Genomic DNA, 15,437 nt, shown 5'->3' on the forward strand with positions numbered 1-15,437 from the left:
TGTCAATCGAGGCAAAATCACCTCGGCCAACAGCACACACCCGGCATCGAAAACCGCGAAGCAAATCCCAGTTCAGCGCAACGCCCACCACACAGAGCCACTATCGCATAGCGATTTAGTGCCAGAGAGCTTGCGGTTGTCTTCGTGCCCTTCTATCGCGACACCATAAATCTCGATCTTGCCCGCCAGCTCAAGCTGTCTGAGCAGTTTGATGTTGGCGTCCCGGTCGCAGGAGACCGTTAGCATGTCATCCTCCATTCTAGTCTGCGCCAGCACGAAATCCGGACCTTCCACGGTCCGCGTAACCTCAAATCGAAGACACTTCATCCGGACTAGATCGTACTCGACATGCGCGCAGGGACGGTTCGCATGTCTGGGCCGATCACGCGCCAGGAGAAGGAACTTGTGGATCAGTGGAAAGCGAGAGTCTCGGAAATCCGTGAGGCCGTAGAACAGCTGAGGGCAGTCCTTGAGCATAAAGAGGACCCGGAAGAACGGGTGGACATTGAGAAGCACATAAAGATTGGGGAGAGGATGTTGCTTTCTCGGAACTCGGCCGAAAGATTCCTCGAGGGTGTTTTCTCGTCATCTGGATGAACTTTTACATTTAGCTTCTCCCTGTTCGCGGTCTACGGGCGACGGTTGCCTCGTCGCCAGATACGCGGCATCGTGCGTTGCCGACAGAAGTCCAGTATTCTGGCAACCTTCAGCTTTGGCAGGAGTCCAGGCATCCGCATGCCGAATTTGCCGAATTCGATGAATGCTTAAAGCGGCGAAATTGAACTTGCTCTGCAGCCCAACATCTTGCTTCCAACTTGGCGGCGGAGACAATCTCGCTGCGATCGATTCCTATGTCGCATAGTGTCCCATCGCTCAATTTCTCAAGCTTATGGATGTTCCGTTTCGCGCGCATCCATTTGGCCAGAGCGATGGCGATCCGCGATGCCGCAGACATTTTCCACTTCAGGGCGTTCACAATCATTTGCATAGTAGGCAATCTCCTTCTGGTCTTTCTGATTAGTGGCGAATTACATTACCTGTCGTGGCAATGGACTTGACATGTTCAGCGTCCCGCATGGTTCCTGGACAGAGGGACACACACAGGCAAAGAGCGTCGAGTGATGAGGCTGTCGACGCCATATGAAGATGTCCAAAAACCGGTGAAAGATCGGCACGCCACGTAACATTCCTAGGGGCAAGCCGGGAGCGCGACTCGCCAGCTCGCAATTTTTCGTAGGCTTGAGAGTCGGCGCCCTGCCTCATTCCAAGCCAATTACTCTGGAAGAGCCCAGTACGAGTTATCATAACGAGCATATCATTACTGCACTTGTTCATTCGTCCTGCTGCCAATCAGAGACGGCTGGAGCGAGGCAGTTAATGCTCCAGCCATGAGAACCGCCACCGCGGCTCCGAGCCCATGCGCGATTGAGCCAAAGGCATCTCCAATCGCGCCGGCGGCGATTGGACCGATGGTTTGCCCAGCCGCGAACACCACCGTGAACAGCGCGATGCCACTCGCTTGTAGCGAAGCTGGCAGATTGCCGCGCGAGAACGTGGTAACGGCCGCAGGAGCAATAAAAACTGCAACGCCGAAGACAGCACCCGCCATGACCAATCCGGCGGGAGCGGACCACACGATCGGCAGCGCAGTGCCAATTGCTGTTACGAAGGTAGCGGCCGCAAGCGGTACGCCGTTAGAGAACCGGGCGAGAACGACACGCCACAAGAAAGGCGAGGCGACGATCGCAAGCCCCATCGCGACCCAGACCGTCGAGACGAGCACCGCGTCGGCGGCGAGGTCGTGCATGAAGGCGACCAGAAACGTGATTGTTACGATGTAGCCGACGGCGAATAGCCCGTAGCCCGTGAGCGCGGGTAGCATCCGCAGGATGGGCAGGTGGGACGGCTCTACCGCGCCAGATCCGCTGCCGCTTGCCATTGATGCCCTAGCGGACATTTGTCTCGCAGACCACAGGGATAGGGTACAAGCCAACGCGCTCACCGCGCCGAGGCCGAGCCAAGACATTGGCCAGTTTTCCGACCCACTAATTTCAAAGAATAGCGGCAAGGTAATTCCAGACAGCACAATGCCGATACCGCCACCGCCAAAGTAGAGCGCAATGGCAAGCGCCATCCGCCTTGTATCCGGGAAAAGGTTGGCCGCAAGTACACCTCCCGCAATGAACGTAGGTGCGCCGAATACGCCCGCGAAGACACGCCAAATCGTAAGCAGCCAGAAGCTCTGTGTAAGGCCTGAAAGGACAAGACTTGCACTTGTGCCGACTATTCCGACAGCGAACAGCCAGGCCGCGGGCCGCTGTCGAATGATGGCGAGCGTCAAGGCTGCGCCTGCAAGGTAGCCAAGTGCATTAGCGGTGTTGAGCCAACCTGCCTCCGTATATGTCCAGTCAAGGTCCTCTCGCATAGCCGGCAGGATCAAACCGTAGGCGAAGCGCGCGAAGCCGTTGGATACCGCTACACCGAGCGACAAACCCAGCAGTATGATCCATGGTCGAACTAGCGCCTCTGGCTTTCTGCAACTGCTGTCGACGCGATGTGAGCCGAAGGATTCAAAGTGGATTCGATCCGCGGGGACCCCCCCGGCTTCCAAGCCGATCCGGATATCCGAAATGAACTGCGTGGGACCACATAGCATGTAGTGAGCTTCGGCACCGGCGTTCAGTGCGAGAACGCTCTCGGCGGAAATGTGGCCCCGAGCGTCATAGTCGCGCCCTGGCAGATCACCCGCCTCGGGGCGGCTGTAGACAACGTGGCGATGGGCAGTGGGACGCGTAGTAACCAGCCTGTCGACTTCAGCGGCAAGCGCATGGGATGCGCCGTTCCGCGTACCGTGCACGAACCAGACCGGGCGGTCCTCCTGTTCGCCCACCGCCGCGTGCAGCATTGATACCATCGGCGTCAGGCCGATACCTGCGCTGACCAGCACTAGCGGGCATTCGCCGGCGGGGACCACGAAATCTCCCGAGGGCTTGCGCGCCTCAATCACGTCGCCGGGTTCCAGTTGATCGTGCAGGAAGCGCGAAACGAGGCCCTGCGGTTGACGCTTGACGCTCAACCTATAACCCTCGGCCCATACCGGGGCACCTGAAAGCGAATAGCTGCGCTTAACTGTTCCCGTTTGGCCGGGGATCTGCAGTTCGATGAGCAAATGCTGGCCCGCCTCGAAGGGGGCAAGCTCGGCGCGATCAGCGCCGGAAAAGTGGAAGGAGGTGATGTCCCGGGATTCCACAACTTTGCGCACAAGTTGCAGCCTGTCGGCCTTGGTGTCCGAGACGGTCCAGCGCAGCGAAAGCGCCGAAGGTCGGTCCACCACGGCCTCAACGGTGACCTCGATCGCTCGTCGCGCGCCAGGATCGAGAGCATCATCTGGAGCCCAGTCGATCTGCGCCCGACCACTGACATGTAAAAGACCTCCAGTCTCGAAATCCACGAAAAGCAGCCCAATGCGTGGCTCGATCACCAGATTGCCGATCGTGTTGAAAAAGTTGTTACCCGCATAGTCGGGGATGCGCAGGTGCGTGGCGTCCACAATCTGCACGAAACCTGGCGCGCCGCCGCGATGCGAGGCGTCATACCCGCGTGAGGGCACGTCGTCGCCCCGCCGGTGCCCTGTGCCAATGAACATCGTGTCAGCGGCGGTGATCCGCGCACGCTGCGCCAGGGACAATTCGCCGCCATGCTCTGCGACTGGTGGTGCGGTCCGGATGACCCGATACCAATTACGTTCGTGGATGTACTGCGGGCAATTGCCGAACGTCTGCCGGATGGCGATGGCAAAGCCCGTCTCCGTGCGATGGAAAAAACCGTTCAGCCGGTTGCGCCGGCGCGTCGCAGGATCAATGCCCAGCCCACCAATATCCGAACCTTCCTGCAATGTCGCCGTCAGCGGGTCCTGCGCATCGAGCGCGGTGTCAAGGGTCAGCGTGCACGGATTGGGGGAGTTGATAAACCCGTCGCGGCCTTCGACAATGGTGACCCACGGTCGCCCCTCCGCATCCCCTGCGGCGATGACAAAAAAGGGCAGCGAGGTATGAAAATCGCGATGCTGCTCTGGCAAGTAATCGCGGATGAATCCCGCCGCCCAAGACGCCACGTCTCCTGCGCCTGCGCGCGCCTGCGCTTCCAACTCTCCGGCGTGGAAAGGGTTTGTGTGTACCTTTTGCGGCATGTCGGGGCGCATCTCTCGCGATAAATGGCGCGCCGACGCAGAGAAGCGTCAGCGCAGCCCGGTCTCAAATCAATTCAGGGATCGGGGATTTTGCCATTTCGACAAATCGCGGCTGCGCCTCGATCCGATCCAGCCACGCGCGGATATTGGGATACGGGTTCAGATCCACACCACCTTCGGGGGCGTGCGCAATATAGCTGTAACCCGCGACATCCGCGATGGTGATGGTGTCGGCCGCGAGCCAGTCGCGTCGGGTCAGATGCGTTTCCATCACCTTGAACAGGTCATGCGCTTTCGCCACGGCCGCTTCGTGATCCAGCGTTACCCCAAAGACCTTGACTAGACGCGCCGCGCAAGGCCCCGAATAGATGTTGTCGGCGGCCACGGTCAGCCACCGTTGCACCTCTGCGGCAACCTTCGGCTCCTCAGGCATCCAGTCCGACCCCTTGGCGTAGGTCAGCACCAGATACGTTATGATCGCGTTGCTGTCCGCCAGCGTATAGCCGCCGTCGTCAATTGCCGGAACAAGGCCGAAGGGGCTGATCTTGAGGAACTCCGACGCCTTGTGCGCGCCATTAGCCATATCGACGTCGATGGTCTCGTAGGGCAGGTCGAGGAAGGCGAGTATCAGCTCAACTCGGTGGCAATGGCCCGATTTTGGGTTGCGGTAGAGTTTGATTGGAGCCGTCATTGTAGTGTCCTTTCAGGGCTGGAGTGCGAGAGCGCTATGTCCGAGGTGGCCGTCTTTGCGCCGCTCCGAGGGGCAGCGGAGGGAGTGAACCTCAGTGACCTTAGCCCGATCCTCATGCGGCGCGCTTTGTGGGGATGACTTTGTGGGGATGACGAGGAATTCGACCTCGGTTGCAAGGCTTCGGTGATGTAGTTGTTCAGTGTGTTCAACGCGACATGGTCCTCGATCTCGACCAGTTCGGCATCGGAATATTCGGCCGCATGCACCTGGGGCAAATTCTCCACGTCGACCCGTCCCACTTACGAACGCAACCTTGAGGGCGAGGGCAACTGGGGTATGCTCCCTAGCATCGGTCGAGCCGCCCGTGCGATTGGCAGCAATTTCCGGACCATCCCGTTTGGCAACATTCTTGCCCTGACGGGCGTGGGCGCGGTCGCAGTGATCACAGCTGTTATAGTTGACGATGGGCAGGGCGGAGCGTTCCCGAGTGGCGGCATTCGGTACGCCTCCGGCCAAAGCACCATTGAGCCCAAATTCGCGCGCCAACGTCAATGTGCTGTTGGCCACAAGGTGGAAGAAGTTCGGGACAGCGCCCAGCGATTCATGGACAATCTCTAGCAGGGCCTGAGGCGCGGCGAGCGCACCTGTGATTTTGGCCGGTGTGGGATTGCGAGACATTGGAAACCTCTGGCAGTCTTGTCTGCACGAGCGGGGTAGTTACGTCCCATGAAATAAAAAGCGTTTGCCATCCGAAGGAATAGCTCCAATGTGAAAGTCATTATTTTGCGAAATGACCTAAATGAGGCCCTTGAATGGATCGAATCCAGGCACTTGAAGTCTTTGTGGCCGTCGCTGAAGCCGGAAGTTTGGCAGCGGGAGCGCGTATTGTCGGGCTCAGCGCGCCGTCAGCCACGCGTGGCATCAACGCGCTGGAAGAGAGATTGGGCGCACGGCTGTTTACCCGCACGACGCGCCGGGTGCGTCTTACCGATGTCGGCACGGCCTATCTGGAGGATGCGCGGAGCATACTGGCGCAGCTTCGCGCCGCCGACGACGCCGCTGCGGGAGCGGCGACGAATCCGACCGGTCTGTTGCGCATCACGTCTTCGGTGGAGTTCGGCCGCATATATATCAACCCGATTCTGACCGACTACCTTGACATCTATCCAAGTGTGAGCGCGGAGGTGCTGATGGTGGACAGGATTGTAAATCTGGTCGAAGAAGGGTTGGATGTCGGGGTGAGGATCGGGCCTTTGCCCTCGTCGGGTTTGTCGGCTGTCCGGGTCGGACGCGTGCGCCGGGTCATCTGCGGCGCGCCGGAGTATTTTCGCAAACATGGCGTGCCGCAGACAGCTCGAGACTTGCAGGATCACCGGGTTGTCTCGGCCTCGCCGGTTAGTCCGGTGACAGATTGGCGGTTTGGTGCGGCGAAGGATCAGGCGGTCCGAGTACGGCCGCGACTGACCGTCTCAAGCGTGGCTGCAGCCATTGAGATTGCGTGCCGTGGCTGGGGATTGTGCCGGGTTTTATCCTATCAGATCGGCCCGGAACTCAACGCGGGCACTTTGCAGATCGTCCTTGAGGACGATGAACCCGAGCCGCTGCCGATCCACCTCGTTCACATAGAAGGACGCCGGGCCACAGCCAAGGTGCGCAGCTTCATCGAGCTTGCCCGGGATCGGTTGCGTTCGGTGGCCGTGCTGAATTGATTAACACCGTTCTTAAACGCACTAAATTGTGTGAAGCGTCCTGCTACCATAGAGCGCAAGAATTCGTGCGCTCTGTCGGTACTGTTAGAGAAGTGATTGTTCTGGCCGCGCCCTCTGCACGGTTTTCAGCCAATCGTCAACCCGCTGTCGATCTGCGTTGTCGGAGTTTTGCATTTCTGACGCACCGATGGCTCGAACCAGCTCTGATCATCAAAGCCGGTTTGCCCCTTTATGTTGAAGGCAGACGTGCGTTTAGGCAATGACGTAATCGCCCAATCGGACGTGCGTCAACGATTGCGCCCTTCTTATTCGACACGTAAAGCCGCACAAGTGTAAGCACGTTTTCCAGGTCGCTCTCGGGCCGAACATTCGAAAACTGATAGGCCGCTTTTCCCGGCCCGCGCAAGCACAAAGCCACCGGTTTGTCGCAGGTGAGCATACAGGGCGATTCCTTCACCACGACACCCTGGAACTCCGGTTGCCCCACCATAACCTCCCGTAATCGTTGAGCAAACCGCGCTCCCGCGGGTGCTTCGCCGGCATCGCAACACGAGCGGCATATGAAGACTGTATCGGTCATGTGCTCTACATTTCCTTACACGCGGGACGCACTTCAACTAAAGAAATGAGTATTCAAATCTGAACATTGCCGAGTCAAGTGAGTTCGTGGATAGATCTCAGATGGGTCGTTTCTGCGGTGATCCCATAAGGCCAGTAGGGCTGCGCCTACCGCGGTTGGATAGCATCAGCCTACGCAGAGGAAGCTGCCCAGAGGTCGCGTTGACGAAAGCCGGCTGTTTGCTGACATGCTCGCACTCGATCGCAGTATGGCCACCATGGTTATCGCAGGATCGCTGCCGTGCTGTGGAACGCGAGCTGGCCGGTGATCGACAAGCGGGTCGAACGCCTCTGGCGGCGGGGAGGAGCTCAAGGTGCTTGTAAAGCGACCAAAGAAAAGTGGGCTCTTGCCGAAAATGGGTTGCGCGGTCGGATGTGGCTGGAATACCGCAACCAATTCTGGAGCTACGCGCTCTATCCCGGATGGCCACATAGACCCTCGCCGAACGGCGCTCTTCATGGCAGGATCAATCCCGTGTGAGGCACAAATTCTGAGCGAACACTGAAAAAAGACGTTACCACGAAACGCCTCACGGTGCCCAGGGCTACTATCCACCGGGCTTGGTAACCGTCATCCCGATGGATCGAGGGCAGGGCTTGTACTAGTAATCAAACTGGACCGCTCGCGTGGAGCTGATCAACCACGCGAATCGTGGCCAAGCATATCGGCTCGCGCGACGTCTTAGAAACACAGGTTCAAGCCGCCGCGTCCGTCCGTTTTCTTGTCATGTGGTATAGCGAGGCGCCCGCCGCCCAGTTTATCGAGAGACCGGCGAACCAACGCAATGAGCAAATCTTTCATCCGGTAGACAACTCCATTTTTCGAAAGCAAAATCAGATCACTACGATGAAGCGTTGGGCTTGACGATACCTGCGCGCATCCTGCTTCTCCGCGAGATTTTAGACCGGACCGAATGACGAGCATGTATACGACGACATTTTTTTATTGCCTAAGAATCCTGCTTGTGGGATGATCGCTCTGAGAAGCCGACAACTGGCTTCGAATACATAGCGCCGAAATGCGCACGGCAATGGGGCCCTCGTGACCACTTTGGTTTCGGGGGTTTTTTTGTGTTTAACACGGAGGAGCGACTATGAAGTTGCAACAATATCTGGGCGGCCTCGAAAATGTTGGCCCTGTCAGCACCGAGAAGCGCGTTTTCGTCGAAGAGTGGGAAAAACAACTTTTCGGCGTTCACATGTGCATGATGGGAACCGGCATATGGGCCTGGCCCCATCTCCGGGTGAAAGCGGAAGGCATGAACCCGCTCGATTATTTCAAATATCGCTACTACATTAAGTGGCTTGGTGGCATGTGCGCATTTCTGATTGAGCGCAACTACATCAATGAAGAAGAGCTCGACGAGCTGACGGATTACTATCTTGAGAATCCGGATGCGCCGCTGCCCGAAAAAGGCAACCCAAAGGTGACCCAGGCGGTGGTCGATTACATGTACACGGGAGACGATCCCTATCGCGATGTTGCCAACAACCCCGTTTTCAAGATCGGGCAGAGGGTGCGCGTTCTTGATCCCCCGTCAGCCGTTCATACTCGCTTAATCGGATATCTCCGGAATCAGGTCGGTGTGATCGACGAGGTCTACCCGAAGGCCGTCTTGTATTCGGACAGTGTGCCTACTGACAGCATCAGCGTTCCACAGCCGATTTACAGGGTCAAGTTCATGACGCGTGAGATCTGGCCGGAGAGACCCGACACGAGTGACTCGCTCTTCAGCGAAGTGTTCGAGAGCTATTTGGAAGCGGCGTGACGCCAAAACATCAGCCGGAACAGTTAGCGTCAGACTGCACAGCCAGCTGTTTTGGCTAAATCCAACTGTGAGGACTAACCAATGTCAAATAAAGACGATGGCCACCATCACCACCTGCGAGAGCAGGAATCCTACTACGCTGCGCGAACGAAGGCGCTGGAATCTCTGTTTCGGGAAAAGAACCTGATCGGCCAGGATACTGTGGACCGAGTGATCGGTTTCTTTGAAACTGAGATGGGTCCCTTCAACGGTGCGAAAGTTGTCGCGAAAGCTTGGGTGGATCCCGATTTCAAGGCGCGCCTGCTGGAAGACTGCAATGCTGCCATCGCGGAGCTGGGCATACGCGACGGCATCGAAGGCGAAAACCTGATGGCGGTGGAAGCCACCAAATCGGTACACCACATTGTGACTTGCACGCTGTGTTCGTGTTGGCCGTGGCCATTGCTTGGCCTTCCGCCCTATTGGTTCAAGGATCCGGCTTTCCGAGCGCGCATTGTGCGTGAGCCGCGCGAAGTATTGCAGGAGTTCGATGTCAAACTTGATCCCTCTACCAAGATCGAGATCTGGGATAGCAGTGCGCAGGTCCGCTTCTTTGTCGTACCCGTGCGGCCGGAAGGTACCGAAGGGTGGAGCGAAGAAAAACTGGCCGATCTGATTTCGACTGAAGCCATGCAGGGATTGGGGCTAGTTCACGCCAATTAACAGAGTGCCAATCCAATAGAGAAAAGGAGAGTAAATATGAAAAGTGGAACAATCTCGATCGAGCGACCGTCAACGGTCGCTGTATCTGAGCGTCTGAAGTCGTCTCTTGTACTGCTGGTCTTGGGGATCGTGTTCGTATTTGGCGTCGGCCTATCGAATACCTCTATGGCGCACAATGCGGCACATGACGCTCGGCATACGATCGGTTTCCCGTGTCACTGAGATAAATTAGGTGCCCCGCCGGCCTCCGCGAACTTCCTGGTGCGGAAAAGGTCCGGGGCACCTGCGCTGAAGTCCGTGGAGCTAAGTGGTCTGAATACCTGAAGGTGAAATGAATCGTATTGTGGTAGGAATGCTATCTCGACGATTTGGGTGCGCACCACGGTCAACGGATTTCGAACTTTATTGTTCCAGCTATGTTGCTGTTCGGAAGCGCGGTTCCTGTGTTGTTGGCTCCGCTCATCAAGAGGTCGGCAGATCACGTCGGCGAAAGGCCTTACGGAAAGGAAGTAATAATGTCGAAAATCACTTCGTTGGCAGTCAGTGTCTCAATTTGCGGCTTCGTCGCGGTCTGGCTTTTTCTCACCTTGGGGACGATCCTGATTTGGGCGGCCTTTGTTGCGTGGGCGTGCTTCTTTGCCTTTGGCGGCGACGCGACAGCTTTTATCACCACGATCATCTCGAATGCCTTTGGCGTATTCGTGGCCTCCACAACGGCGGTAGTGATTATTTCGTTGCCATTGGGTGAAGTTCTGGGCGCAACAGTCTGGCCCGCACTTGTCGTGGCAGTCTCGATCGCACTTTACATCCTGGCGGCAAACTTCCCACCTTTCGCATCTATCCCCGGTACCACGTTCGGATATGCTTCGACGTTTGCGTATCTGCTGCAAACCCCGGATCGGTTTACTTCGGAAGCGCTTTTGTCGATCAGCTTCACGAGCTCGTATTTCGTCGTGTTTGTTTCAATGGCGATCGGTACTTGTTTCGCGTTAGCGTCTGCGAAAGGTTCGGAAATCTTGGTTGGCAAAAAAAATGAGGCACCCGGATGATGGGAAATAACTTCTTAATTATTGGTGCCGGAGCGGTCGGTAACATGTCAAAGCACATGTTTTGTTTACCTGGGCCGCTTCGGCGGCAACCCAGGAACGACCTTGAGAGTTCGTCGTACAGGTCAATCCGGAGCTGATGAACACAGCGCGAATATTCGATCAGGCGCAGTCGCACAGGAGAGTTACAATGAAATCGGAAGGGCGCAACCAGAAAGAAAAGAAGATCGAGGTTGGAATCCTGTTTTCGACGTCTGGCCCTTATGGTGCGATTGGTCAGGAGTTGCAAAATGGGGCGTTACTGGCGATATCACAGGTGAATGCTGATTCGAGGTTCGATTTCGAACTTGTTCCGACAATCTGCGATCCGAGCGGGGACCTGCGGGACTACTACTCGACCTGCATACACCTTCTCAAGAACCAAGGTATAAAACACGTCATTGGATGCTACACTTCTTCCAGCCGAAAAGAAATTATTCCGGTTTTTGAGAAATACGATGGTTTGCTTTGGTATCCGTCCCACTACGAAGGCTTCGAAAGCAGCGGCAATGTAATCTACACGGGATCCGCTCCAAACCAGCACATCGTCCCTCTGATGGCCTACATGCTTCAAACTTACGGGGGAAATGTTTGCTGTGTCGGTTCAAACTATATCTGGGGTTGGGAAAGCAACCGCATCATGCGTGAAGGTGTCTCGGCCTGCGGCGGGAGCGTCTTGAGCGAGCGTTACGTCCCTGTGGGATCCGTGGATGTCGATGACATCGTCGAAGAAATTATAAGATTGCGACCATCATACATCTTCAGTTCACTGATCGGGATATCCAGCGAGACCTTCATGCGGTCCTTGTATGAAGCGCGAAGGAATGACACGGGGTTGCAATCCGAGGCCATGCCCGTATGTAGCAACACACTTTCCGAACCCGAACTGGCCAAGCTCAGCCCCTGTTCTGCCCGTGGCCATATCGCGTCAAGCGTGTACTTCCAATCAATTGAATGCCGCGAGAACCAGGTTTTCATCGCGGACTACAAAAAACGATACGGTGGGGAACGGGTTACTTCGGCAGATGCCGAAGCTGCCTTTAATGCCTCCCATATGTTGGCAGAATCCCTGCAAAAAGCCCATTCAGACGATTTGGACAGCGTAAAGCAAGCTCTGTACGGCCTCGAGTTCAACGCGCCACAAGGAAAGATTTGGATCGAACCAAGCAACAACCATTGCTATTTGACGCCCTCATTGGGCATATCTAACGAGTTCGGCCAGTTCGACATCATTCAGTCCGCACAGGAGCCGGTGCGACCAGATCCCTACCTTGTGGATTTCAAATCATCTTCTTTGGTGGAGAGACAAGGCGCTTCTTCATCGAGTTCGTCTTTTCATGTGGCCTCAGCGACCGACAGGAGGGCCATACAATGAAACGGCAAAAGATTCCAAATTTTTTGGGGCGAAGTGCAGTTATCGTTCATCCTGCCAGCGAGAACACAGCTGTCTTGATTGGTCAGTTGGAGCGGCTGGGAGTCTCGGCGAAATTGCATTGGCCCGCCGATCGGCTTGAGTCCGGCGGAGCCGATTTCGTTTTTTTCGATGCCGATCGCGGGTATGATCAACAGTTTTCATGGGAGCCAGGTAAGGCCCCTATTCCCTTGATTGCACTAATGGGGTCTGAAGCCCCTGGTCGTATCGAGTGGGCTCTCGCGCAGGTTCCGTCAGCGTACCTGTTAAAGCCGTTGGGGCCCAACGGAATTTTTTGTGCATTGGCGATCGCATTTCATGACTTTGAGCTCAAATCCGAGTTGAAAAGAAAGGTTGAGAATTTGACCGCGCGTGTCAGGGCGAGGTCATGTGTAATGACCGCCACAGGCATCGTGCAGTCCAGCCTGAACCTCGACAGCACGGAAGCCTTCCAATTCCTCCGGACCGAGGCGATGAAGCATCGCATTTCAGTCGAAAATCTCTGTGAACAGATTGCGCGCGTGGGGTCATTGGTCGCTTTGAAAAGATTATCTGGGCACAAGAACGTCAGCAACACGCGGTGCGATCAGAGCAATGCTCAGAACGGAAATGTCGAACACGGAGGACAATAAATTGGATTGGATGAAGGTTTCTTGGATGACGACCAAGGGTGTCGCAAAGGGGATCGCGGGCAGGACTCATCAGCTTACGGAAGAGGTGCAGGGTACTTATCATTATACATATGGTCCTTTTGCTGAACCCGTCTTGCACATCAGACCCGGCGACATTGTCGTGGCCGAAACGCATGATGCGTTCGAAGGCCAGATAGACACGGTGGAGTGCAGCCCATCGGAACGCCTGAACGTTCCGTTTCTGAATCCCCAGTGCGGCCCCATCTACGTCGAAGGTGCTACTAAGGGAGACGTAATTGCCATTCGGATTCACTCGATCGTTCCCCGCGGCCCCCAGCCGGCGGGAACAGCCGCATTGATCCCCGAGTTTGGCGGGCTTGTCGGAACAACAAATACGGCACTGTTGAACGATCCGCTGCCTGAAAAAGTAATGAAGATGAACGTCACCGAAGACGGGATTCAGTTCAATGACAAGATCAAACTACCCTACGAACCTTTTATCGGTACCTTGGGGGTCAGTCCGGAAATTGAAGCTGTCTCTTCATTGCAGCCGGATTACTGGGGAGCAAATATGGACGTTCCCGATGTAGCGCCCGGGGCGATCGTATATTTTCCGGTGCAGACCGAAGGGGGGTATGTGTATCTGGGAGATTGTCATGGCACTCAGGGTGATGGCGAACTGTGTGGGACAGCGGTTGAAATTCCGGCTGTCGTTACGATCCAGATAGACTTGATCAAGCAGCATCCGATCGCATGGCCGAGGCTTGAGAACGAACATTTCGTTATGACGTTGGGATCAGCCCGGCCTTTAGAGGATGCTACCCGGATCGCTTATCGGGAGCTGATCCGATGGATGGTCGACGACTATGGCTGGGACATGTATGAGGCCTATTTCTTTCTTACCCAGGCGGGAAAACTACGTGTCGGCAATATTGTCGACCCGAAATACACCGTCGGCGCATCGATCCGCAAAGAATACCTTGTCTGACATTTGTTCAAGGCGAACTGGATGACATCGAATCCTCTAAGGGTTCACCACATTTCAGAGACTATTCGTCTCTTGTGAAAACATGGAGAGAAAAATGGAACTAGAGAAACTCGATAGAATGGAGGCCCGTTTCGTTAAAGGATTCGAAGGTAGCGGGGCAGAACCTCCCAAGCGCTGCGCGCGCCTTCAGTTTGATGAGCCTTGGCAGAGCCGTGCATTCGGTATTGTTCTGGCGTTTTCCGAGGAGAGAATCATCAATTATGAAGACTTTCGCCAAAACTTGATCGGCGCGATTGCTGATTGGGAGGGCTCGCATGATCTGGATGACGGAACCTGGGTCTATTACGAACAGTGGCTGACCGCTCTGGAAAAACTTGCCATCGAAAATGGCATGGTCACCAAGGAGGAGGTCGATAAGCGCACAGAAGAAATCTCGAGTGGTGAACGCGAGTATTCGTTCTTTTCAAACTACACCTGACACCAAGACGATGTTCAGCCTGCTGCATTGCTCTAAGTTATAAAGCCGGCTGCTGATTTGGGGAGAATAGACTATGGTTAAGAGGTTAATAATCATCGCGTTTTTTGCCGGACTCGCAACCGGCGCGACGTCAACCATTTTTCAGATGATCTATGCCGTGCCGCTAATTCTGGAAGCGGAAGAGTTCGAGGCAGTGGGAGAAGCGGCCGGGAAAGTCGAGACGCATACAGCGACCGGCCCGACGGGTCATGCGGTTGCTCAGAACCATTCTCATGGCGGTGAAGATGAATGGGCCCCCGCAAGTGAATTGGAACGCTCGGTATCGACTCTTGGTGCAAACCTGTTTGCCGGAATAGGCTTTTCGCTTCTGTTAGTTGCAGCATTTCACCTCCGGGGCGATCGAACCAATGCGCAAACCGGACTCTTGTGGGGTGGAGCAGGGTTCGTATCGTTCAGCCTGGCGCCATTGTTCGGATTGCCGCCGGAACTCCCAGGTATGGCGGCCGCGGATCTGACCAGCCGGCAGATCTGGTGGGTCGGGACCGTCGTTTCGACATCTGGCGGATTGGCTTTACTGGCGTTCCCGTCGGCGCTTAAGATTGCCACGCCTCTCCGAATCTTGGTTGGTCTCTTGTTGTTGATCGCACCCTTTGCAATTGGGGCCCCTGAAATAGCGACTGAGGCAGAAGTATCTTCGAGTGTTCCGGCCCATTTGTCCGCGGAATTCGCGATTGTCGCTTTAACGCATGGTCTTATATTTTGGCTGCTCATGGGGGCGATGTCGGGCTGGCTGTATGGCAAATGGTTTGTTCCCGCTGAAAACCACAGCGGCGGGACGCGGCCGGTCAGGCAGAAATAAATTCTGGTCTGAACGGATTGTGGAGCAGACTGTGAAATCGCACGTTAGCCAGTGAATGGGCTCTGTTGTGAAAGTCGAAGTGTGGCTGAGCTTCCCTTCTCCCGGACAGACTTATCCCTCGATCTCTGTGATGGGTAGCCATTACATCCGCCCGGAGAAGAAAATCTCCGATAATTCACAAGGATGTACCATGCTGGGACAGTCACGCTACGCGCTTTCGACATTGCTCGCCTTCGGGATGACCGGGGCCTTCTTGCCGACCGCGCCCGCCCATGCTGAGCCGCTTTCCTTCTCGGCCGATTTCGC

17 protein-coding genes and 1 pseudogene are annotated in these 15,437 nt (G+C 55.9%); 13 read left to right on the plus strand and 5 right to left on the minus strand.

Going from position 1 to position 15,437, the window contains the following annotated elements:
- Positions 1-72: 72 nt before the first annotated feature.
- A complete protein-coding gene (locus DDZ14_RS19540) occupies positions 73-258 on the minus strand; it encodes a DUF3095 domain-containing protein (RefSeq protein ID WP_146193190.1) in 186 nt (61 codons plus the stop codon).
- 111 nt (positions 259-369) lie between these two features.
- Here DDZ14_RS19540 and DDZ14_RS19545 point away from each other — a divergent pair, with 111 nt between their 5' ends.
- The gene (locus DDZ14_RS19545) at positions 370-597 is read left to right on the plus strand and encodes a hypothetical protein (RefSeq protein ID WP_146193191.1); all 228 of its coding nucleotides are present in this window, start codon (positions 370-372) and stop codon (positions 595-597) included.
- 109 nt (positions 598-706) lie between these two features.
- On the opposite strand, the gene DDZ14_RS18435 is transcribed toward DDZ14_RS19545, so the two are convergent.
- The 3 genes from DDZ14_RS18435 to DDZ14_RS18445 form a co-directional block, all read right to left on the minus strand.
- The gene (locus DDZ14_RS18435; RefSeq protein WP_109426450.1) at positions 707-988 is read right to left on the minus strand and encodes a DUF1127 domain-containing protein; all 282 of its coding nucleotides are present in this window, start codon (positions 986-988) and stop codon (positions 707-709) included.
- 330 nt (positions 989-1,318) lie between these two features.
- Complete coding sequence (locus tag DDZ14_RS20040) at positions 1,319-4,201, minus strand: YbfB/YjiJ family MFS transporter (protein ID WP_233252641.1); 2,883 nt, start codon at positions 4,199-4,201, stop codon at positions 1,319-1,321.
- Positions 4,202-4,253: 52 nt separating this feature from the next.
- The gene (locus tag DDZ14_RS18445; protein ID WP_109426451.1) at positions 4,254-4,880 is read right to left on the minus strand and encodes a glutathione S-transferase family protein; all 627 of its coding nucleotides are present in this window, start codon (positions 4,878-4,880) and stop codon (positions 4,254-4,256) included.
- Between the two features lie 192 nt (positions 4,881-5,072).
- On the opposite strand from DDZ14_RS18445, the gene DDZ14_RS18450 reads away from it, so the two are divergent.
- Both DDZ14_RS18450 and DDZ14_RS18455 read left to right on the plus strand, forming a co-directional pair.
- Positions 5,073-5,498 (plus strand): hypothetical protein, encoded by a 426-nt coding sequence (locus tag DDZ14_RS18450; RefSeq protein WP_146193192.1) that lies wholly within the window; start codon positions 5,073-5,075, stop codon positions 5,496-5,498.
- Between the two features lie 194 nt (positions 5,499-5,692).
- Positions 5,693-6,589, plus strand: a complete 897-nt coding sequence (locus DDZ14_RS18455; RefSeq protein ID WP_109426453.1) for a LysR substrate-binding domain-containing protein — start codon at positions 5,693-5,695, stop codon at positions 6,587-6,589.
- A gap of 229 nt (positions 6,590-6,818) precedes the next feature.
- On the opposite strand, the gene DDZ14_RS20305 is transcribed toward DDZ14_RS18455, so the two are convergent.
- A complete protein-coding gene (locus tag DDZ14_RS20305) occupies positions 6,819-7,169 on the minus strand; it encodes a DUF1636 family protein (RefSeq protein ID WP_109426454.1) in 351 nt (116 codons plus the stop codon).
- A 163-nt stretch (positions 7,170-7,332) separates the two neighbouring features.
- On the opposite strand from DDZ14_RS20305, the pseudogene DDZ14_RS20310 reads away from it, so the two are divergent.
- From DDZ14_RS20310 to DDZ14_RS18505, 10 genes and pseudogenes are all read left to right on the plus strand, one after another.
- Positions 7,333-7,515 (plus strand): annotated as a pseudogene (locus DDZ14_RS20310) (IS3 family transposase); the annotation flags it as partial.
- Positions 7,516-8,301: 786 nt separating this feature from the next.
- On the plus strand, positions 8,302-8,976 hold the full coding sequence (gene nthB, locus DDZ14_RS18465) for a nitrile hydratase subunit beta (RefSeq protein ID WP_109426455.1): 675 nt from the start codon (positions 8,302-8,304) through the stop codon (positions 8,974-8,976).
- 81 nt (positions 8,977-9,057) lie between these two features.
- Positions 9,058-9,678: a nitrile hydratase subunit alpha gene (nthA, locus tag DDZ14_RS18470; RefSeq protein WP_109426456.1), complete on the plus strand. Its 621-nt coding sequence runs from the start codon at positions 9,058-9,060 to the stop codon at positions 9,676-9,678.
- A 36-nt stretch (positions 9,679-9,714) separates the two neighbouring features.
- The gene (locus tag DDZ14_RS20315) at positions 9,715-9,900 is read left to right on the plus strand and encodes a CbtB domain-containing protein (protein ID WP_109426457.1); all 186 of its coding nucleotides are present in this window, start codon (positions 9,715-9,717) and stop codon (positions 9,898-9,900) included.
- Positions 9,901-10,193: 293 nt separating this feature from the next.
- Entirely contained in the window at positions 10,194-10,727 is a 534-nt protein-coding gene (locus DDZ14_RS18480; RefSeq protein WP_158275565.1) for a DUF1097 domain-containing protein, read from the plus strand.
- 187 nt (positions 10,728-10,914) lie between these two features.
- Positions 10,915-12,138: a transporter substrate-binding domain-containing protein gene (locus DDZ14_RS18485; RefSeq protein ID WP_158275566.1), complete on the plus strand. Its 1,224-nt coding sequence runs from the start codon at positions 10,915-10,917 to the stop codon at positions 12,136-12,138.
- Entirely contained in the window at positions 12,135-12,806 is a 672-nt protein-coding gene (locus DDZ14_RS18490; RefSeq protein WP_109426460.1) for an ANTAR domain-containing response regulator, read from the plus strand. Before DDZ14_RS18485 ends, DDZ14_RS18490 begins: the two co-directional genes overlap by 4 nt.
- A 10-nt stretch (positions 12,807-12,816) precedes the next feature.
- Positions 12,817-13,794, plus strand: coding sequence for an acetamidase/formamidase family protein (locus tag DDZ14_RS18495; protein ID WP_109426461.1), 978 nt, complete (start codon positions 12,817-12,819; stop codon positions 13,792-13,794).
- A gap of 94 nt (positions 13,795-13,888) precedes the next feature.
- Entirely contained in the window at positions 13,889-14,272 is a 384-nt protein-coding gene (locus DDZ14_RS18500) for a nitrile hydratase accessory protein (RefSeq protein ID WP_158275567.1), read from the plus strand.
- A gap of 73 nt (positions 14,273-14,345) precedes the next feature.
- Positions 14,346-15,131: a CbtA family protein gene (locus DDZ14_RS18505; RefSeq protein WP_109426463.1), complete on the plus strand. Its 786-nt coding sequence runs from the start codon at positions 14,346-14,348 to the stop codon at positions 15,129-15,131.
- Positions 15,132-15,437: the final 306 nt, after the last annotated feature.

The sequence above is a fragment of the Maritimibacter sp. 55A14 genome (assembly GCF_003122205.1).
Lineage (GTDB): Bacteria > Pseudomonadota > Alphaproteobacteria > Rhodobacterales > Rhodobacteraceae > QEYE01.